Annotated in this window: 15 protein-coding genes; 2 read left to right on the top strand and 13 right to left on the bottom strand. The window is 45.1% G+C overall.

Annotated features, from left to right (window positions below; translation table 11 throughout):
* Positions 1–46 precede the first annotated feature (46 nt).
* Both ACHUFZ_RS07410 and ACHUFZ_RS07405 read right to left on the bottom strand, forming a co-directional pair.
* Positions 47–1,549, bottom strand: coding sequence for a hypothetical protein (locus ACHUFZ_RS07410; RefSeq protein ID WP_394126590.1), 1,503 nt, complete (start codon positions 1,547–1,549; stop codon positions 47–49).
* Positions 1,550–1,824: 275 nt separating this feature from the next.
* The gene (locus tag ACHUFZ_RS07405) at positions 1,825–2,805 is read right to left on the bottom strand and encodes a hypothetical protein (RefSeq protein ID WP_394126589.1); all 981 of its coding nucleotides are present in this window, start codon (positions 2,803–2,805) and stop codon (positions 1,825–1,827) included.
* A gap of 191 nt (positions 2,806–2,996) precedes the next feature.
* Between ACHUFZ_RS07405 and ACHUFZ_RS07400 the strand changes: the two genes are divergently transcribed.
* Positions 2,997–3,917 carry a LysR family transcriptional regulator gene (locus ACHUFZ_RS07400; protein ID WP_394126588.1) on the top strand — a complete coding sequence of 307 codons (921 nt, stop codon included), beginning with the start codon at positions 2,997–2,999 and terminating at the stop codon, positions 3,915–3,917.
* A 42-nt stretch (positions 3,918–3,959) separates the two neighbouring features.
* Here ACHUFZ_RS07400 and ACHUFZ_RS07395 read toward each other — a convergent pair whose 3' ends face one another.
* The 9 genes from ACHUFZ_RS07395 to ACHUFZ_RS07355 form a co-directional block, all read right to left on the bottom strand.
* Entirely contained in the window at positions 3,960–4,748 is a 789-nt protein-coding gene (locus tag ACHUFZ_RS07395) for a hypothetical protein (RefSeq protein ID WP_394126587.1), read from the bottom strand.
* Positions 4,749–4,983: 235 nt separating this feature from the next.
* A complete protein-coding gene (guaD, locus tag ACHUFZ_RS07390) occupies positions 4,984–6,321 on the bottom strand; it encodes a guanine deaminase (protein WP_394126586.1) in 1,338 nt (445 codons plus the stop codon).
* Positions 6,322–6,360: 39 nt separating this feature from the next.
* Complete coding sequence (gene xdhC / locus ACHUFZ_RS07385; RefSeq protein WP_394126585.1) at positions 6,361–7,212, bottom strand: xanthine dehydrogenase accessory protein XdhC; 852 nt, start codon at positions 7,210–7,212, stop codon at positions 6,361–6,363.
* Between the two features lie 167 nt (positions 7,213–7,379).
* Complete coding sequence (xdhB, locus tag ACHUFZ_RS07380) at positions 7,380–9,773, bottom strand: xanthine dehydrogenase molybdopterin binding subunit (RefSeq protein WP_394126584.1); 2,394 nt, start codon at positions 9,771–9,773, stop codon at positions 7,380–7,382.
* The gene (xdhA, locus tag ACHUFZ_RS07375; RefSeq protein ID WP_394126583.1) at positions 9,766–11,211 is read right to left on the bottom strand and encodes a xanthine dehydrogenase small subunit; all 1,446 of its coding nucleotides are present in this window, start codon (positions 11,209–11,211) and stop codon (positions 9,766–9,768) included. Before xdhA ends, xdhB begins: the two co-directional genes overlap by 8 nt.
* Before the next feature lie 313 nt (positions 11,212–11,524).
* The gene (locus ACHUFZ_RS07370) at positions 11,525–12,256 is read right to left on the bottom strand and encodes a GntR family transcriptional regulator (RefSeq protein WP_394126582.1); all 732 of its coding nucleotides are present in this window, start codon (positions 12,254–12,256) and stop codon (positions 11,525–11,527) included.
* Between the two features lie 200 nt (positions 12,257–12,456).
* Positions 12,457–14,118: a methyl-accepting chemotaxis protein gene (locus tag ACHUFZ_RS07365; RefSeq protein ID WP_394126581.1), complete on the bottom strand. Its 1,662-nt coding sequence runs from the start codon at positions 14,116–14,118 to the stop codon at positions 12,457–12,459.
* A 200-nt stretch (positions 14,119–14,318) separates the two neighbouring features.
* On the bottom strand, positions 14,319–14,702 hold the full coding sequence (locus ACHUFZ_RS07360) for a thiol-disulfide oxidoreductase DCC family protein (protein ID WP_394126580.1): 384 nt from the start codon (positions 14,700–14,702) through the stop codon (positions 14,319–14,321).
* Between the two features lie 36 nt (positions 14,703–14,738).
* Positions 14,739–15,509 carry a DUF4344 domain-containing metallopeptidase gene (locus ACHUFZ_RS07355; RefSeq protein ID WP_394126579.1) on the bottom strand — a complete coding sequence of 257 codons (771 nt, stop codon included), beginning with the start codon at positions 15,507–15,509 and terminating at the stop codon, positions 14,739–14,741.
* A 217-nt stretch (positions 15,510–15,726) separates the two neighbouring features.
* Here ACHUFZ_RS07355 and ACHUFZ_RS07350 point away from each other — a divergent pair, with 217 nt between their 5' ends.
* On the top strand, positions 15,727–16,365 hold the full coding sequence (locus tag ACHUFZ_RS07350; protein ID WP_394126578.1) for a CatB-related O-acetyltransferase: 639 nt from the start codon (positions 15,727–15,729) through the stop codon (positions 16,363–16,365).
* A gap of 48 nt (positions 16,366–16,413) precedes the next feature.
* Here ACHUFZ_RS07350 and ACHUFZ_RS07345 read toward each other — a convergent pair whose 3' ends face one another.
* The gene (locus ACHUFZ_RS07345) at positions 16,414–19,302 is read right to left on the bottom strand and encodes an alkaline phosphatase family protein (protein WP_394126577.1); all 2,889 of its coding nucleotides are present in this window, start codon (positions 19,300–19,302) and stop codon (positions 16,414–16,416) included.
* A 159-nt stretch (positions 19,303–19,461) separates the two neighbouring features.
* A complete protein-coding gene (gene ulaR / locus ACHUFZ_RS07340; protein WP_394126576.1) occupies positions 19,462–20,235 on the bottom strand; it encodes an HTH-type transcriptional regulator UlaR in 774 nt (257 codons plus the stop codon).
* Between the last annotated feature and the right edge of the window lie 12 nt (positions 20,236–20,247).

The raw sequence follows: 20,247 nt of genomic DNA, 5'->3' as shown, positions 1-20,247 counted from the left end.
TGAAGGGTGGACAATCCATTGTCCTACATGAACTAGTTAGCCCAATCTATTTTGATAGTTTAACCTTAGCTTTAATCTTGCTTGCTTTTGCTTGTAAGGCTTTCTTTTTATTGGCATCGATAGTAATCGTTCGGCCTTGCTCGCCAATATATGTTCTAGAGCTATCAGCATGTTCAACTAGACGAACCTTTCCTCCGACAATTTTTGCAGCATGTACAGTCGCTAAAAGATCGCCTTGCGCGCTGTGTAAGGTAATATTGTTGTATTCATCTTTACTTAACAAAATACGTTTGCCATCGATAGTTACGAGCTCATCACCTACAGTTGCGTAAAACCATTCACCATTAACTTTGATAGCTTGGTTATCTTTATCTACTTCTATTTCACCTACGCTCACACGCTCGAAACTAGGTAATTCAAATTCTGGTTTATCAACCTCAGGACGAGGCTTAACAGTAGTAATAGATCCATCTGAATGATCAATCACAATCTTGGATCCATTATTTGCGCTAATGGTGGTTTTCATAGCATTACCTTGATTTCTCGCGATATCAATCGTTTGACCACCGTTTAGTGTAATTTGAGAAATATTTCCTCCACCAGATGTAGCTGTTACCGAACCAACTTTACCTTTCTCATACAGGTTCACATTGCCGTCAGATGCGATAAAACCAATTTTTTCGCCACCTAAGAAAATGCCCCCATCGACGATTTTTAGCTCTTGCGCACCTTCTCCACCATTGATGTCAGGTGTGATTGGTTTGTTATCCACATCGGGTAGTGTCTTATCAATCGCATTGAGCAGTTGGCGTTCTTGGATGTTAGCCAGTACATCTGCGCCAGTCTTTACCGTTGCCCAGTTTCCAGTACCGTTACCTTGCTCTTTCTGAACCCAAACTTCACCATTGTAAGTACGGTGCAGATTATAGTTTTCACCTTCGACAGAGAACGAGATATTACGGTCATCGGTACGGCTCACGTTATGAAGTTTAACGTTCTCACCGTTGACCATTGTTACCAACACATCGTTACCGGTTACATGGAACGTAGCGCCTTCCGAGCCAGTGATCGAGTAGTTGCCTTCTGAGGTTACATCGAGAGTTGCAGTGCGAACTGCTTCACCGTTAACGTACATGTATGCAGTATCACCGTGCGTAATTAGATTGATATCACGAGGAATATCATTATCTACACCTGGTAAGCCTGGAGTATCATTGTCTACAATTGGAAAGTCATTGTCTGGGGTATGTGAGTTTCCACCATTTGAAGAACCACTAAATAGTGCAGCCGTAAGACCTAGAGCACCACCACCAATTGCTTTCCACATGCCTGACTTATCTTGTTGATACACTGTGCCGTCAAGCTCTGCGATCTTGCTATTTTGTGCATTAAGCTTAGCCATCGTTGCTGTATCAATGGATTCCATTTGAGATTGAATGGTTTGTTCTGTCGCTAAGTTTGCCTGTTCAATATCTACTTTTTGTGCAAGAACGTTGCTTGAAAATGCTGTTGAAATCAAAGCGGCTAAAATAGTTTTATTCATGTTCATGTAATTAAGTCCGGTATGTCTAATTTAGAGTTAATATTTATTTCGGACCATCCTTGGAAGCGATGTGTGAATATTAATAGCTTCTTTAATTTCTGAATATTAGGCATTGTTAAAGTGGATATTAAGTAGAGCTTAACGAGGTCTGTTTGTAGAACGTGGTAAAAACCGGTCTATATGGTCGGCTCCTTATTACTGTTATAAGAACGATAAATACAAAAAGGCTGACACATGGTCAGCCTCTTTACTTTTGAGGTAAGTTTACCGATTTAAAATTGCTATGACTTACCTGTTACTTTGTACATGTTGTCTGCTTGTTCTTTGACGAGTGCAGCATCAAGAGGTAGATACATTCTAACTAAGAAGTTGCCACTTTTTTCTACCGTTGCATTACCTGTACCCAGCTCGCAGTTGGTCGTGAATGAGAAAGAATTGCCATTATCTTTCATCTCACTGTGCGGAATATAAAAATCATTTTCATGGATCCAGCCATCAGCTCCATAGAAAGTGGCAGATAGATACCCGTTATTCTTCCAATCTAGAGACGGCTTCTCAATGGTCCATGTTTGGCATTTGTCTGAAGTGACTTGCAGAGGAACATATTGAGCAGTATCCATAGGTAGTCCACCCCATCCATAAGCTGCCGCATATAGGTAGTTATGCGGATCCACGTCTTTTAGTGTTTTTCCGAAAGCGTTGTGCCCAGCAATTGGTTGCTCTCCGGCATTGACCTGACGAACTAACTCATCGCGGAAAGCAATCACTTCATCGGCATCAAAGCCTTTAGCTGGATAGGGCCTTGCGGCGTTCGCTTCAAACTTCAACTGACTTTGGCGATGTTTTGTGTCGGCGTAGTCACCGTTATCGCGTGTTCTTGCCAGTAGGTAAACATATTCACCTTGAATGTCATCTGCTGTCACTTTTAGGGTTTCACCATTTTTCACAACTTGGTGGAATAGGTGGTGTTCGTCAATGATGTGGATAATCTGAAATTCGTCAGATTGGGGTACTGTGAATGTAGCTCCTTTACTGACATCAACGATAGCAATGGAGTAGACAACATCACGGTTAGAACGGATCACTTGTTGGTTATCAATGCTCACGGGGTCATCATGCATCCATGTGTTCACGCCGACTTTTTCTTGTACGCCAGTAAAGTACCAATCAGATTCGGCAACAACGTAGTTGTCCATTGTCACAGGAGCAGCCACACAGCTAAATGCACTGATTAGAGATAAAGATAGAATCGTTTTTTTCATGTTTGACTCGCTTATTCGAAGGTTTAATTATCGTCCTTCTAAAACTTTGCCGAATCAGTGCGTTAACTGCTTGCTGATTCGTATTCCATTACCTATGTCTGTGATGATAAAGAGCTAATTGAGATTCGAATAGTTGAATTTAGTTACCTTGCTGTTAAGCTGAACTTAATACAACTTATAAAGGGACAGCGATGAGCAACGATAAGTTTAAGAACCTTGATCTCAACCTACTCAAGTTATTCTCTGTTGTTTATCAACAACGTAATCTAAAGAAGTCTTCTGAGTTGCTATTTATTTCACCTCCTGCTGTTAGCCAAAATATTAATAAGTTACGTGACCACTTTGAGGATGAGTTGTTTGTTAAAACTCCAAAGGGGTTTGATACGACTCCGTTCGCAGACAGTCTTTTTTCGGCCTTGTCTCCAGCGTTAACTCATTTGTCCGATGCGGTGAATACTCATGGTGAATTTGAGCCTAGCGAGCTTGATGGCACCATCACGGTTGATATGGGGCAACAGATCATTCCTTGGTTATCGCCGATGATGTTTGAGCAAATCTCAGTGTTATGCCCTAACGTTACTTTTGCTTCTCACAATATGACCACCGAAACACCAGCAATGATGAAAACCGATCAAGTTGATATTGCTGTCCAGTTTCAGTTTTCTAGTACGACAAAAGACATCTACGAGCTTCCTCTGGGAGATGTGAGCTTCGTTGCGGTAGTGAGAGAAGATCATCCCTTTAAAAAGGAAACGGCGACGATTGAGGAGCTATTAGAATACGATTTTGCCCTGATAGAAATGCCGTTTTTTAATACTTTCCATACTTCCCTTATTGAGCAAATGGTAGCCAAAAAAGGGTTAGACATTAATGTTGTCCATAGAAGTACATCAGCAATCAGTATTCGTGAAATTGTGTTGAAGACGGACTTGATTGCTCCGGCTCTAGAAAACTTTGTACAGCATTGTGGGGAAGGGCTCAGAGCGATAAAAGTTACGAATTTTGAAGAACTTACCACGTTGCGTTTATGTGCCTATATCCACAAGAAGAACAGAAAGAGTAAAAAACACTTGTGGCTATATGAGATGATTAAACCATTCGTCAATACGTAAGAGTTGGCTCGGTACATCACAAGCCAACTCTCATTCTATTAATCAAAATTGGTAATTGAACTCAATACGATGATCGCCATCTGCGTAGTGGGTGTTTTCACTCCAGTTGGCATAGTAGCGGACATTCGCTCTTGGAACTATTTGGTAACCTAACGAAAACTCATGAGTCATGATGGAGTCATCTTGTTGAAAACCTTGCTCTTTGTAAGCAGATGAGCCGGAAATTGTGCCCATGTACATTGGGTTATAATTGAGCCAAATTTTGTCTGTAATTTGCATCTTTGCGTACATACCAGCCACGTAGAAAGTACCGTGTAGGTTGTAACGGTCTCGAACTTGGCTAGCGTCTGAGTCTCCACCAGTCGTCCCCTCCAACTCCTCTCCTGCGGCAATACCTAAGCCAGCTAGCGGGTAGAAGTTGAACATACCCATCTGCGGTAGCGCTTGGATGAAGCTATAAGATGCTGAGCCTTGGTTACTATCAAAGTTCCAATTTACGTCAACTTGAGAGCCTCGTCCATTGGTTAGATCAACGCCGAAATTTCTAAATCGAATCGAATCAATACTGTCATCGTTGCTTCGATTGCTCCATCCTAGAGCATCGCCTGCGATGCCTTTGATTTCGAACACATTCATCCCCATCGTGACATCATTACCCGTATCATAGGTTTGACCGACTTTGACGTTAAGTCCTTTGTTGGTGTAGCCAAAGCCTGCCTGTGTGTAGACCGCAAGAGGGTCTGACATATCTTGAACTTCAGACTCTTGAGCGAACGATACTGCTGTAACAGAAAGGGACGTTAGAACAAAGATAGACCTGGGTATAAACATTTGTAATCTCGTTAAATGGTGGCTCTACGTCCATGTAGAATTAAGACTCACTAAGACTTTACAAATAGTTTTTGTTTGCCGGAATTCACAATCGCTTAATCAGGTGTTAAGTGGGGCTTCATAAAAGTGTCTGGGGCGATAGATAGAAAAAGGTCTAGCCGGAGGAGACTAGACCCTTTTGCGTTCTGATGAAGTTACGCAATCAGAACCGTATTCCTAGGAAGGGAATATGGGCTTAACTAGCGAACTTTTTTACGTCGATGTTTCCTTGTGCATCGTAGGCTTTCTCACCATAGATGAAGGTCTCACACACAGTGCGGTCATCGCCTAAGCTCATCAATACAAACAGTTTCTCTTCTAGAGTTGTCGCTTGATGCATTCTAAAGCGCATCAACTGAGTCGCGTGTAGATCCAGCACCACAAAGTCCGCTTCTTTGCCTACTTCTAAGTTACCAATCTTATCTTCAAGATGAAGCGAACGAGCGCCGCCTAAGGTTGCTAAGAACAGCGATTTGAGCGGGTGAAGTTTCTCTTGTTGAAGCTGCATAATTTTGTACGCTTCGCTCATGGTTTGTAGAATTGAGAAACTGGTGCCTGCACCGACATCGGTACCCATGCCGACTCTTACGCCGTGTTCTTCAAGCTTGGGCAGCTTAAATAGACCAGAGCCTAAGAATAGGTTCGAAGTTGGGCAGAAAGCGATAGCTGATTCGGTATCGGCCAAGCGCTTACACTCACAATCTGACAAGTGAATACCATGTGCAAAGACAGAACGCTTATGCAGTAAACCGTAGTGGTCATACACATCAAGATACGAATCACGTTCAGGGAACAAATCCAATACCCACTCAATCTCTTTCTTGTTTTCAGAAAGGTGAGTGTGCATGTAAACATCTGGGTACTCTTCAAGCAGTTTACCCACTGTGGCGAGCTGCTCTGGGGTACTGGTTGGCGCGAAGCGAGGTGTCACGGCGTATAATAGTCGATCTGTGTTGTGCCATTTCTCGATCAGCTCTTTTGATGCTTCGTAGCCTGACTCTGGCGTATCGGTTAGGTAGTCTGGCGCATTGCGATCCATTAATACCTTACCCGCGATCATGCGCAGTTTACGTTTTTGCGCCTCTTCGAAGAACACATCGACCGACTCTTTATGTACGGTACCAAAAACTAGTGCGGTTGTGGTGCCGTTGCTTGCTAGTTCGTCAAAGAACAGTTTAGCGACTTTATGGGCGTAGACTGGGTTCTTAAAGCGACGCTCTTCAGGGAAAGTATAGTTTTCTAGCCAGTCGAGCAGCTGCTCACCGTAAGAGGCGATCATGCCGGTTTGAGGGTAGTGAATATGGGTATCGATAAAGCCTGAGGTAATCAGCTTATCTTCATATTCGGTAATGCTGATGTCTTTGGGTTGGCGAGCAAGGACTTCTTCTGTCTCACCGATATCGACAATATGACCATCTTCAACGACGATGATACCGTCATCAAAAAATTGATAAGAGTTGTCTAGTCCGACATCTTTTGGGTCAGCGATGCTGTGCAAAATGGCTGCACGATAAGCGTTACGTTGCGTTGTCATTGTTACTTCCTTTTAAAACCCGATTACCTTGCAATCGAGTTAGGCGATTTTCTCTTCCTGTCGGGAATCGCTCTGTTGATTACTTTTACTGTGTGCCGTAGGGCGTTTTTGTTCAAGTGGAATGCCCTGATAGTGTGCGATAAGTTCACCTGCAACCGAGACAGCTATCTCTGCTGGGTGTTTTCCATTCACCATGCTGACACCAATCGGGCAAATCATGGTGTCGATTTGTGCATCGGTGTAACCACGCTGCGCCAAACGCATGTCGAACTTTTTGCGTTTTGTTAGTGAGCCAATCATGCCGAAATAGACACTGTCATCACGGTCGATGATGGCGCGAGCCAAATCAAAGTCGAGCTGGTGGTTATGAGTCATCACCAAGTAGTAACTGTTTGGTGGCAGGTCTCGAACTTCGCCGACTGGATCATCGGTCACTAACTTAGTCACATTGTGTGGCAGTTCTCCCGGGAAAACGTCATCACGCTCATCAATCCAAGTGACTCGGAAAGGAAGGGTGGAGACGATATGTAAAAGGGCTTTGGCAACATGACCAGCACCGAACACAACTAGATGCTTTTGCGCGGTGCCAATCGGTTCAAAGCTCAGTGTTGCCATTCCGCCGCAACACTGCCCCAAACGAGCACCAAGATTAAAGCGTTCTACTTTGAGTGAGCGTTCACCCGCGATCAGCATTTCACGCGCCATTTTGGTTGCTACGTGCTCTAGATGACCACCACCAATAGTGGCAATCAAGCGATCACGGGTCACGAGCATTTTGGTTCCGGCATCCCTTGGCACAGAGCCACGGTCTTCCAATACCGTCACCATCACACACGGTTCGCTGTTTTTTTCTAGTTGTGCCAGTTCATGAATCCAATTGTCCTTAAACATACGTCTCTCCTTGAACTATTTATCCTGTCGTCATCCTCGACAACGAGGACTTGTTATTCACGGCTATCCTCAAGACTGAGGATTTTATTTATTGTCATCCTCAAGAGCGAGTTGGGGATCTCTTTACTAATACGACTGTGTTCAGAGATTCCCTACTCCTTCCTTCGTCAGTCTATGGTAGGCTTTTCCGCTTTCTCTGGCGCTGTCTGAGGCTGGCTCACTTTAGCAATCGCCATCAGAACACGCTCTGGTGTTGCTGGTGTATCCAGTTTTGGAATTGCACCATCTACTGCAACAGAAGCAATCGCATCTCTTAGAGCGCTCCACACTGACATCCCAAGCATAAACGGCGGTTCACCCACCGCTTTCGAGTTGAACACCGTGTCTTCTGGGTTGGCTCTGTTTTCCAGAAGGTGGGTATGGAACTCAATCGGCATATCCGCAATCGCTGGGATCTTGTAACTTGCTGGGCCGTTGGTCATCAAGCGGCCTTGCTCGTTCCAAACCAGCTCTTCTGTTGTTAGCCAGCCGACACCTTGCAAGAAGCCGCCTTCAATCTGACCAATATCGATCGCTGGGTTAAGCGATGCGCCTACATCGTGAAGAATGTCTGCACGAAGGATCTTGTATTCGCCGGTTAACGTATCAAGCACAACTTCTGAACAAGAGGCACCGTAGGCGTAGTAGTAGAATGGACGGCCACGTGCTTTCTCATGATCATAGTAGATCTTCGGTGTACGGTAGAAGCCTGTGCTTGATAGCGATACTTGGTTGAAGTACGCAAGCTGAACAAAGGATTCAAAGGTCATGATCTCATCACGGATGACGATCATGCCATTTTTGAACACCACTTCTTCAGGTGACACTTTGAAGTGGCTAGAGGCGAAGTCAATCAGACGTTGTTTGATCGTCAGTGCGGCGTTTTGGGCTGCTTTACCGTTGAGGTCGGCGCCCGATGAGGCTGCGGTTGGCGATGTGTTCGGTACTTTGTCGGTATTGGTAGCGGTGATTTGGATACGTTCAACATCAACTTGGAACTCCTGTGCAACGATTTGTGCCACTTTGATATTCAAGCCTTGTCCCATTTCAGTACCACCGTGATTCAAATGAATACTGCCATCGGTGTAGATGTGTACTAGAGCACCTGCTTGGTTTAGGAAAGTCGCCGTGAATGAAATACCAAATTTCACCGGAGTAATCGCTAAGCCTTTTTTCAAGATTGGGCTTTGCTTGTTGAACTCAGCAATCGCTTTACGACGTGCGTGGTAGTCACTGCTTTGCTCAAGTTGTTCGGTGATCTCTGGTAAGAAGTTATCTTCAACCGTTTGGTAGTAGTGAGTGACATTACGTCCTTCACCACCGTAGTAATTCGCTTTACGGACTTCGAGTGGATCTTTGCCTAGATAGAGCGCAATTTCGTCCATGATGTGCTCGATAGTCATCATGCCTTGCGGGCCACCAAAACCACGATAAGCGGTATTCGATGCCGTGTTGGTCTTACAGCGGTGACCAGTGACTGTCGCATCACCTAGATAGTAAGCGTTGTCTGAGTGGAACATCGCACGGTCAACAATCGAGCTCGATAAATCCGGTGAGTAACCACAGTTACCTGACACGATAATTTCAGAGCCTTGAATCACGCCATTATCATCAAAACCAATTTTGTATTGGTTGTAGAATGGGTGGCGTTTACCCGTCATGGTCATGTCTTCTGCACGTGGTAGGCGCATTTTAGTTGGACGCTTAGTTAGATGAGCAATCACGGCTGCCATACACGCAGGTGCTGCAGCTTGGGTCTCTTTACCACCAAAACCACCACCCATGCGGCGCATATCAATCACCACTTTGTGCATTGGTACACCAAGCACTTCGGCAACCAGCTTTTGCACTTCAGTCGGGTTCTGGGTAGAGGTGTAAACGATCATGCCGCCATCTTCGGTTGGCATCACGCTACTCACCTGAGTTTCAAGGTAGAAGTGTTCTTGACCGCCGATATCGATATCGCCCTCAATCACGTGTTTGGCATTGGCAATCGCTGATGCTGAGTCACCACGTTTTTGCTGGTGGCTTTCTGTTACGAACAGCTCTTTTTCCAGTGCTTCTTTGACATCCAGTACTGGTGGTAGCGCTTCGTATTCGACGATGGCAGCTTGTGCGGCTTTACGTGCCGTTTCCATATCGTTAGCAGCAACGGCAATAATTGGTTGGCCGTAGTATTGTACAAGACCGTCAGCAAGCAGGGGATCACCCGGGAAAACCGCACCAATGTCCAGTTGACCTGGAATGTCTTCGTGGGTAATGGCAATCGCAACGCCTTCAAATTCATAACATGGTGAGACGTCTAGCTTGGTGATTTTCGCATGGGCATGAGTGCTGGTTCGTGCATAGACATGGAGCTGATTTGGGAACTCTAAACGGTCGTCAATGTAGACCGCTTCACCGGTAACCTGTTTTGGGGCGCTGTCGTGTTTTACGCTTTTACCAACGCCAGTTTTAAGATCCTGCTTTACGATGGCGACCATCTCATCATGAGAGAGAGTCGGGTGGTGTGCGTTAGACATAAGACGTTACCCTTGTTTCAATCTGGTTGTTGTGATGGTTCTGCTCGATGTAGAAACGACGTAGCATGTTGGCTGCCGTCATCGAACGGTACTCTTTGCTGGCACGGAAATCGGACAATGGCTCAAAGTCATTGTGGATCTCTTTCATCGCTTCATCGATATTGGCTTGATTCCACTCTTTGCCTAGCAGTGCATTCTCACAGCGTGTCGCGCGTTTTGGTGTTGCTGCCATGCCACCGAAGGCAATGCGCGCATTTACCACTTTGTTGTCTTCAATTTGGATATTGAACGCGCCACAAACCGCAGAGATGTCGTCGTCTAGACGTTTAGAAAGTTTGTATGCGCGGAACGTCTCGCTGGCTTTCGGTTTCGGGATGATCACTTGCTCGATAAATTCACTCTCTTGCTGAGCAGTGACTTTGTAGCTAATGAAATAATCTTCGATTGGCATTACGCGTGATTGCTTGCCACGGCGCAATTTCACTTGTGCATTAAGGGCAATCAGTAGTGGTGGCGCATCACCAATTGGCGAGGCGTTACCAATATTGCCGCCAAGCGTACCTTGGTTACGTACCTGCAATGAGGCAAAGCGATGCAGCAGTTCACCAAAGTCAGCATAGTGAGTTGTTAGTAACTTGTATGCGTCACTGATGGCCACGTTGGCACCAATGTGGAGTGCATCTTCACTCTCTTCACACACTTTCATGTCTTCAACAAGGTTCACGTTAATAAGCGTTTCGATCTCGCGATGGAACTGAGTCACTTCCAGTGCTAAATCAGTACCGCCAGCGACCAACTTAGCGTTAGGGTTAGCTGAGTAGATTTCTGCTAGTTCATTCACGCTACGAGGAAGGTACGCGGTTAAGTTGCCATGACTCAGGCTTGCTGGCTGTTCCTGCAATGATTGTAGGCGCGCTATGGTCTCTTTCTCTAATTCAACGAACTGATCCATTAATGGCTCGTCTGAGGCAAGAGATAAAGCTGCATCTACAATCGGACGGTATCCAGTGCAGCGACATAAATTACCTGCCAGTGATTCCATTACATCTTCTTTATTGGCTGCTGGTTTGTTCTTGCTTAGGGCGAACATCGACATAATGAAGCCAGGGGTACAGTAGCCACATTGTGAACCGTGGAAATCAACCATTGCTTGCTGGGTAGGGTGCAGCTTGTCTTTATTTTGTAGATCTTCAACAGTAATAAGTTGCTTGCCGTGAAGGCTAGAGACGAACGTCAAACAAGAGTTTACGGAGCGGTATTGAAGCTTTCCGTCGCTCACCTCACCAAGTACCACGGTACAGGCACCACAGTCACCTGAGCCGCAGCCTTCTTTTGTTCCTGTTTTTTGTACTTGTGTTCTCAGGTATTGAAGTACTGTCATATTTGGCGACAGTTCACTCTCTTGTCTGAGTTCTTGATTGAGTAGGAAAGTAATCAAGAGACCTCCTTGTGCATTGACACTATTGTTCCGATTTGGTTTTTCTGACCTTCAGGTCAATAATTGGCTAATTTGACCTTAAGGTCAACTTTATTTTCACAAAAATGCAACATCAAAAAGAGTGGTTTAGAGGTTGAGATTAGTTGGTTGTATTTGTAAGTTATTGTATTTATTTGGATTGATGTAATCTTTGAGTTAAAAATCTCTACGTAAAGATTTTTAATATTGCATTTTATTTTGTGTACAATTTGCGTGGGAGACAGAAAAAAGCCCAGCAGAGTACTGGGCTTGGAATTTTGCGAATGGTTAAAAGCTATCGGTTATTAAGAACATCTGAAAATACGACATGGAGGTCGTTAGATGCGGCATTACTGTCTAGGTTTAGCTTAGAGCGAATATGGTTGAGGTGCTCTTGCATCATATCGACTGCGCGTGTCGTCTCTCCTGACTCAATCGCATCAAGTAGGTTGGAGTGTTCATCAAGAGAACAGTTGGCGTGATTTCCAGTTTCGTACTGGGCAATCAAAAGTGAGGTTTGAGATACCAAGCTACGCTGGAATGCCAGCAAAGGAGCATTGTTGGCCATCTCGGCGAGTTTAATGTGGAACTCACCGGACAGTCGCAATCCTTTACCATAATCATCATTGTCGAACGCTTGATTCTCTTTCTCTACCAAGCGACGGCACTCTTCAATTTTAGCGGGCGTTGCATGCTCAACAGCAAGCTCGGTGATAGCAAGCTCCATCACTTCACGTGCTTTAATAATTTGCTTAGCATCTTCTTTCGTAGGGGCTGCGACCATTGCGCCTCTATTAGGGCGAATACTCACGACCTGCTCCATCGAAAGACGCAGTAGCGCACGTCGAATAATCGTACGGCTGACATTGAATATTTCAGCTAGGGCTTCTTCATTGAGCTTTGTTGCTGGTGGTAGACGTTGTTCAAGAATTGCATCGAAGATGTGGCAGTAGACAACGTCATCTTGTGTTTGACCGGCGACTTTAGTCTTTACGTTTTTAGCCACAGAATTTTTTAGATTTGCCATAGGCGGCGTTCACTCTCAAACCATTTATTTCCCTAATAAAACAATCATACTTCACTTTGTATACATGTGGCTAGCACCGAGCGCCTTTTGCGACTTTGTACGCACACCCCATGGGAAGTTGGATGAAACAAATCGATAACATTTTAGGTCTCGAAACAAAAAAGCCGCCAGTGGTTGGCGGCTTAGTAAAGGGTGAAAGGTTATACCGTGAAGCGATCAACCAGTTCGTACAACTCATTAGCGCGCCCGTTGAGGGCTTGGCTACCTGTACGGTTTTCATTAGCAAGCTCTGCGGACTGATAGCTTTGGTCGGAAATCACCACAATGCGTTGTGAGATCTCCTGTCCGACTAGGCTTTGTTCTTCGGTTGCGGTCGCGATCAGAGAGTTCATATCCATAATGGTACCGATAGATTCTTGGATCTGAACCAGTGCTTGCGCGGCGGCCTTCGCTTCTTCAACGGTGCTTGCACCACGTTTTTGACTCGACTCCATCGCTTTTACTGCATCATCCGACGCAGCCTTGAGCTGTTCAATCATCTGGTGAATTTCACCTGTGCTGTCTTGGGTACGACTCGCAAGTTTACGGACTTCATCAGCAACTACCGCAAAGCCCCGGCCTTGTTCACCCGCACGGGCTGCCTCAATCGCTGCGTTGAGTGCTAGTAGGTTGGTCTGCTCAGCGATGTCTTGTATCACGGCTAGTGACGAGGAGATATTTTGCACGTCACCTTCAAGGCGAGAAACCACGCCATTCGCTTTCGAAACCTCTTCCGCCAACGCTTCCACTGACTGAACCGAAGAATTGACAATATCTTGGGCTTCTTTCGCGTTGTCGTCTGCTTCCTTCGCTGAGTTGGCCGCTTGGCTAGCGTTATTTGAGATTTCACTCGCTGTGGTGGTCATCTCAGTCATTGCTGTCGCGACTTGCTCGGTTTCTTCACGTTGACCCGATGCAAGTTCATCAACCTTAGTGGCACGTGATGACATGTTATTAGTTTCATCCACCACCTGTTGGCCGACATCAGTCACATTGCGGATGATGCCTTGTAAGCTGGCAACAAAGGCGTTGAAGTTTTTGCTTAATCGTGAGAATTCTGGCGCTTTAAAGTCTTCCATTCTCGCAGTCAAATCGGCATCACCACTGGCAAATGAACTGATAGATTCATCGAACAGCTCAAGCGGCTTCATAATGGTGCGGTTTACTGCAACAGCAAACACAGCCACTATAGCGGCGATGATCAAACAGAAAATGATGATTGCTGAGAGCGTGGTTTGCAATGCGCTGGTGGTCGCGTTTTCCATCTCGGTGACAATGGCATCAATATCATCAGTGTAGAAACCGGTACCTAGCATCAAATCCCATTCAGGGATAAAAATCGAGTAGCTGAGTTTAGGTAGGGCGACGCTTCCTCCCGGTTTTGGGAAGTAGTAAGTGGTAAACTCACCTGTTTTAGCATTGCGGATCAGGTCTTGGATAAGGTAGTTACCTTGTTTGTCTTGCAGATTCCAATAGTTATCTCCAATCCCTTTCTCGCTTTGGCCTTGAACTCTACGGATACCTTTAGAGTCATAACCAAAGACATAGCCACTTTCACCATATTCTAACGACATTAATGTAGGGTAAGCTTCCTCAAGGGTCGCTCCACGGTCGAGAAATGGCTTGATCGCCGACCTAGCCAATTGAAGGTAGTTTGTTAACTCTGCCTTCTTCATGTTCATCATATTGGTACGGGTGACTTCAATCTGCTGTTCGTTCAGCTCAATCGTTTTCATGTAGGTAAAGCTAAGCATACCCAGAGCAATGACCAGCAGCGGTACTAGTGCCAAAATATAAAGGCGACTGCGAATAGTGAGACTCATACAAACATCCTGTCTTTGTAATTGAGACTGCAGTGCCTAGAGCGAGAATAGCAAATCAGGCTAGAGGACTGAGTCTAGTTATCGGATTATGATTTTTATAGTTCCAAAGTTTACTTTATAAGATTAGCCAATTAATTGAGACAGGACTGTGAATCTCGATAGATTTATAAATCTTAATTATTAGACATTAGTACAATAACTTAGCGGCAAGAGTGACTTTGACAACGGCTTTTCCCGGTGAGTATTTTAGACCAGCGGTAGCGGTTTTTTGCGAAATGTAGGTAGGCGCGATCGGCTATGGGTTTTATGACTGGCCATCTGAGTGGCGCATAAAGCCAACCTTTACCAACCAGAGCCCAAGCTTGGTGTACGGCATCTAGCCCCAACAACAACTTATGTTGCTCATCAATGGCATGCAAAATGGTTGATGCTTGCTCTGCGTCGATACTGGTGTATGGCTCGAAAGCGGATGTGTGGATGTCGATAAGCTGAATAGCTTCATTTTTATCGAATTGTTTAAGCTTCTCCATTTCTTTAACGCAAAGTGGACAGAAGCCGTCGTAGAAAATAGTGAGTATTGTCATGGTTACCTCTCAGCTGTTGTTACGAAGGAAGGTAACTTACTGATCAACTTTGGACTTGGATAAGTAACTATGCCAGTTTTGTGAAATTGCTTGATATTGAAAGACACAAAAGTCCTTACGCTCAGCCAGGTAGTCATTTTCTACCTCATCAAGTAAGTTTGCATGTTGCTCTGGGTTACTGCCGTAGACTAAACAAAGAGTCGAGAAGTAACGTTGCAAGTCAAAGCTATGCTCATCAATATACTCACCAAAATCATAGTAATCGGGTCTATCATCAGACTCAAAGGCAAACATGTCCGCAGCGCTTATCGTTGCATCGTCACCGTTTTCTACATACTCAATCATTAATACCGCTGCAAAATTATCAACCGCGTCTTCTTCTTTGCCTAATATCGGTATGTTTTGGTCGGCAATGAAGGCGTGCCCAGCTTCATGTAATAGCGTGTGCAGGACAGTATCAATCGCTCCGGACTGAGCTGGTTTGCCATACTTTTCTTGGTACTCGTTCTTTGTGAAGTAGTTCAGTGCTTCGTCATAGAATGAATATGGCATTTGAACGACATGCTTCTCAGGATCGTAAAGCGGCCCATCTTCACTGCCATATTCAATAGTCAGTGTTTTCTCAAATGGAAATAAGCTGTCGGACAAATCCACCACAGTTTCATTGACGCCACTTTGCTTGATGGCTTGTTGGGCTTGGGTTTCGACTTTATCACTCGGTTCAAGGTAACGGATTTGAATATTGTCTGAGGCTAATGCCAAGCTAGGAGCAATAAGTAAGGTGCTAAGCAGTAAGCGAAGAGACATAGATTTTCCTTATAGAATCGCTTTTATAAATGGACTAACACAATACTGACACAAAAAACGCACTGCTGCTTACTCTATGCGCAGTATTAGGAGCCTACAATGAAAATCATAGCGCTATTAAAGCAGCCAAGAGTCCAGTGAGCGTTGTTTAATTTGAACGTCTAAACAACGCCACGAAATCGTTCCGTGGCAAAACTATTTATTATCGGAGTTTGTCATGACACAAAAACATTGGTCTAAATTTCAACTGCTGCATCAAGTTGTCAGCAATAAAAACATTCATATTAAAGGTCAGCACAGCTACTACAGTGATTGCTGGGACAATGGTTTTGAACAATCAGTGGTCCGCTACCTGCATGGTGACGAAGTCAGTCGCCAGTGGGAGTCGCGTTGGGAAGTTGATCAGCTTTATATCGGCGATTACGTCTGTATTGCCGCAGAAGCTGTCATCTTAATGGGCGGCAATCATAACCATAGAACGGATTGGTTTTGTCTATATCCTTTTTTAGATGATGTGGAGCGCTCCTATCAAGGTAAAGGTGACACAGTAATTCATGATGGGGCATGGATAGGAATGCGTGCGATGATCATGCCCGGCATTACTATCGGTGAAGGTGCGGTAATCGCGGCAAATAGTGTCGTTACGAAAGATGTTGAACCTTATACTATTGTTGGTGGAAATCCGGCAAAGTTCATCAAACTTCGTTTTGAAGTTGATCAGGTAGAAAAGTTATTGGCGATGAAAGTGTATGACTGGCCTGAAGAGAAATTTAACGCTCTGAGAAAGCATTTATCTCAATCGGATCTTAATCAGCTTGAACAAGCGGTCAGCGAATATGACTCTAGGCTACGTTAAGTAGCGAACATAAAAAAAGCGCCGCAATGGCGCTTTTTTCGAATCGGTCTACTTAGCTTGAATATCAAGCTTCTCGAGCAAAGAGGGGTAGCCCCAGCCGTTTTCACCTGCGGTAACCTTGTCACCAGTTAGGTATTCATACAAGGTTGGTGCGAGTGAGCCGTTAGCTTCTGAGGTCAGTGGTGTTGGGCTATCACCAATCGGTGTTCCCCAGAATCCGATAAAGGCATCTTTTTCTAAATAGCTTTCACCTGCATGGCGGCCTGGAACTTTAGTGTTGTAGCCGATGCCTTCTCGTGGGAATAGGTTTATTGTTCCAGCTCTTTCTTCAGCATAGAGCTGCGCAAGTTGGACTACGGAGTCAGGTCGTGGTGTAAAGCGGGTTAGGTCGCGCCACTCTTGAGCGTCACACCATGTGTTAGGGCTGTCGATTACTGCTCTGTTAATGCATTTTTCAACCAAGTGAGCAAAGCTATCCAGCTGTTTCTGATCTGGTTTAGGCAGATAAGGATTGAGCGATTTTGCTTCTAGCAATGTTACCTTGGAAGTGTCCTTACCTACATTGCCATAGAAGTAGCGATCATCGTGTCTGATGATGAGTTCATCATGTCTGCTGTTCTCGCGGTTAGCGATGATACGAGTCTGGCAATGATTGTCATCGCAGGCATCGTTGCGCACCACCATGTAATCTAAGCTATCCCCTAAGTAGTTGAGAGATTCCGAGATAATATCGACACTCTCTCCATTAGGGGCATTAACAGGTTGCCACTTCACTAGCTCGCTATAGATTGGTTGTGTCTTCCAACCTGATTTAGAGTTGAAGAAGTCGAGCATAAAGTTACCGCCCGCAGTGGAGGCAACAACGACATCGGTACCTTGGTTACTTGGGTAGTTGAGCGCGTTGGTGATCTTTGGTCCTTCGCCCTCGTCTGAAGAGATTTTCTTGATGACTAGCGGGTAACCTAACTTTTCTTCTAGTGGTTCAAAAATGGCTTTTTCAGGGTTTAATGTGTAATAGACCGGCGCTAAACCGTGGTCGCCTGCCATACCCCATAAGGTTTGAGCGTAGATACCTGCATCTTTGTAACTTTGCTCAATGCGGCTGATCCAGTAATCAAGTCGGTTGAGTTCACCTGTCGGCATGATGACCTCATCACTAAATGGCCCGACAAAGTGGGCAAAGTGATCAGGCCAAGGGTTATAAACCAAGGTGTAATCTGGCATCCCTTGCCCATCAAGCTCACTGTAGCTTTCTAGGTCTTGCTCAATCTTCCATTTACGCGTTAGCTTGGTATAAAAGTCCCACGTAGGGATTGCTTGGTAAGCTTTAATGTTGTCGATTAGCGATTGACGCTGTTTGGTCAACACGACTTCCACTTTTGCTCGCTCATCCAACTCTTTCAAACAACGTTTCTCACCAAAATCTCGCAGTGTTTCGCCTGCGCCCAAATTGACCAAACCGTCATAGCTGGTGTGAGCATTCCAGTCATATTGAGCGTTACAGTTGAGTGTTTTTAGATGCACTAAACGATCGAACATGGTTTGAACTTGATTCTTTTGCATCAAACGATCGAGCTGTAAGGCATCATTGCCGAAGAAATAATAGGCTCTATCCTCATGACGGTCGACAAAGTGGAAGTTAGGAATACCTGTGCCTTTTTCTCCGGCGACCTTCGCTCCTGTCTTGATAATCGGTAGGTTTCGCACACTGATGGTTGGTGTCGATGAGATACCCGTTCGTGCAATCGAGTCTTTATGCTCGGCGTATAGGTGTTTAAAAAACGGTAGATAGTGAGGGTCTTTATACGGCTGCTCAGATAGGATCTGCATGAAGCGGACATTCTGTTGATGCTCTGGGCTCGATTGTGCCAGTGGAGAATCAAGCTCTGCCTGCGATTGATGACGTTGATACGCTTGAGAGATAAAGGGCTTGTCGGGATCAACCAGACCTTCTATTAGACCTTGTTGTAGACCGTCGACGGTAATTTGAACTGCAAAGCGTCGTTCTTGTTGTGACTGAAGGAACGCAAGGGCTTGAGACGGCTGATCGTCAAAAGCAGTTTGTAACCAATCATTGAGTCGCTGCTGCCTTTCATCTTGATAAACGAACTGGCGGTATGCTTTAAGCACGTTCAAACGAATAAAGTCGATCAGCGTAATGGTCAGCGCTTGTGCTTTATTGTTTGGTTTGGAGGTTAGTTCAGGCGCGCCATCTGTGACAATGGCAAGAAGGGCATGTTTCATCTCTCCCTCTTCCATCCCTGACGCTGTTTGGCTAAGGATATTGACGACTATCGGTTGGATCTTCGCCACTAACGCAAGGTCTTGCTCAGAAGAGGTAAGGTAAGTGTATTGCTCAGGAAGATGCTCCATATCTTGCCATTCACCAATCTGAACCAAAGCGTCATAAACGGTCACCATGGCCGCCATAAACTCATTGTCGATCTTCAAACCTTCTTGATGTGCTTGATCTTTGGCGTGTTGCTTTTCTTCTGGCTGGTGGTTTTCATTTAGCTGGAATAGGGAATGCTCGAAGCCTTTAAGTGCTTGATCATCATAGACAGTTTGTAAGTAAGCTTTAAATTTATCGCCGCTTTCAATGCCAGTGTAGCGATCGTAAAACTGATACAAAAAATAGCCGAGAGGGATAGAGTAGCTCGGGTCCGCCAACTGGCCCATTACACGAGCTTTAGTGCTACTGTCGAGCGGTAGCGTCAATAAATAGGTCTCAAGCGTCATACCACCGATGGTGAACAAGGTCACGTCGCGAGCGAAGGTGGTTGAATAGGTCAGTGATGAGACGATCTGATTTTTCAGAACTTCACTGGAATTAAACAGTCCACCGACAACGGGAGCAGTGCCAATATCAGCGTAAATTGAGGGGGATATTGCGCTTGTTAACGCAACCGATAGGGTGGAAGCTTTAAACCAACTCATTGATATTATTCTCATTCATTCCTTTATCTGCCTTACATTGTGGCATCAGAAAATGAGAGTGCAAGAGTGGTTAAGTAAGAAGGTTTATATGGTTCTAATAATGAATAGCTAGGCAGGGTGTTCTACCTAGCTAATTGGAACGTGAGTCAAATTGGCCGGTTAGACGACGACAACATTGACGCCAGACGCTTTCAGAGCCTCAAGCACCTCAGGATCGGCATCTGCGTCGGTAATTAAGGTATCTAGCTGTGTTGCTGTCGCCAATAATTTACCGCCATGCTTACCTATCTTGCTGCTATCAACTAACGCAATGAGTTTTGCGCCATATTCGAGTAGCTTTTTCTCTGCCATGTAGACCAGTAGATCAGAGGTATGGATACCAGCTGGCGTTACGCCTGTACCGGTAAAGAACACAAAACGGCTTTTATGATCGTCGGTTGCTTCTTCATCAGGGGAGATGGTGATTTGACGTTCAGGTAAGTACTGGCCACCTAATATGATGATGCTTTGATGATCTTGAGTGATCAAGCTGTGTGCGAGCGGCATAAAGTTAGTCACGACCTGAACATCTCGGCCTGCCAAGTATTGCCCCATCAAGAAAGTGGTATTACTGCCGCTGACGATCACGCTGTCATGTTCATCGCACAGGTCAACCGCTGCTTTGGCAATACGCTTCTTGGCATCAAGGTTCTCAATATCATATTCACTTGGAATAAAGCTTGATGGCGTATGGTGCTGCTGATTGCTTTCACTGCTTAATGTTTCGGCGCCATTTCTAATCTTCTTTAACTTGCCATCTTCAGCAAGCTTGGTGATATCTCGACGAGCGGTCGATAAAGAGATATCTAACATCGACACATAGTCGTTAGTGGTAATAAAGGTATGACTATCTAAATAGTCGAGTAAGCGTCGGTGACGTTGAGCTTCATTCATCTTGTACTGCAT

This window comes from Vibrio hepatarius (assembly GCF_043642085.1).
GTDB lineage: Bacteria > Pseudomonadota > Gammaproteobacteria > Enterobacterales > Vibrionaceae > Vibrio > Vibrio hepatarius_C.
The sequence above is the reverse complement of the archived record's forward strand: the minus strand, read 5'-3'. Positions and strand labels throughout refer to the sequence as shown.

Excerpts from the sequence above, each read along its gene's own strand:
- ACHUFZ_RS07410 (WP_394126590.1), bottom strand. The coding sequence starts at position 1,549 with ATGAACATGAATAAAACTATTTTAGCCGCTTTGATTTCAACAGCATTT.
- ACHUFZ_RS07405 (WP_394126589.1), bottom strand. The coding sequence starts at position 2,805 with ATGAAAAAAACGATTCTATCTTTATCTCTAATCAGTGCATTTAGCTGT.
- ACHUFZ_RS07400 (WP_394126588.1), top strand. The coding sequence starts at position 2,997 with ATGAGCAACGATAAGTTTAAGAACCTTGATCTCAACCTACTCAAGTTA.
- ACHUFZ_RS07395 (WP_394126587.1), bottom strand. The coding sequence starts at position 4,748 with ATGTTTATACCCAGGTCTATCTTTGTTCTAACGTCCCTTTCTGTTACA.
- guaD (WP_394126586.1), bottom strand. The coding sequence starts at position 6,321 with ATGACAACGCAACGTAACGCTTATCGTGCAGCCATTTTGCACAGCATC.
- xdhC (WP_394126585.1), bottom strand. The coding sequence starts at position 7,212 with ATGTTTAAGGACAATTGGATTCATGAACTGGCACAACTAGAAAAAAAC.
- xdhB (WP_394126584.1), bottom strand. The coding sequence starts at position 9,773 with ATGTCTAACGCACACCACCCGACTCTCTCTCATGATGAGATGGTCGCC.
- ACHUFZ_RS07370 (WP_394126582.1), bottom strand. The coding sequence starts at position 12,256 with ATGGCAAATCTAAAAAATTCTGTGGCTAAAAACGTAAAGACTAAAGTC.
- ACHUFZ_RS07365 (WP_394126581.1), bottom strand. The coding sequence starts at position 14,118 with ATGAGTCTCACTATTCGCAGTCGCCTTTATATTTTGGCACTAGTACCG.
- ACHUFZ_RS07360 (WP_394126580.1), bottom strand. The coding sequence starts at position 14,702 with ATGACAATACTCACTATTTTCTACGACGGCTTCTGTCCACTTTGCGTT.
- ACHUFZ_RS07355 (WP_394126579.1), bottom strand. The coding sequence starts at position 15,509 with ATGTCTCTTCGCTTACTGCTTAGCACCTTACTTATTGCTCCTAGCTTG.
- ACHUFZ_RS07350 (WP_394126578.1), top strand. The coding sequence starts at position 15,727 with ATGACACAAAAACATTGGTCTAAATTTCAACTGCTGCATCAAGTTGTC.
- ACHUFZ_RS07345 (WP_394126577.1), bottom strand. The coding sequence starts at position 19,302 with ATGAGTTGGTTTAAAGCTTCCACCCTATCGGTTGCGTTAACAAGCGCA.
- ulaR (WP_394126576.1), bottom strand. The coding sequence starts at position 20,235 with ATGAATGAAGCTCAACGTCACCGACGCTTACTCGACTATTTAGATAGT.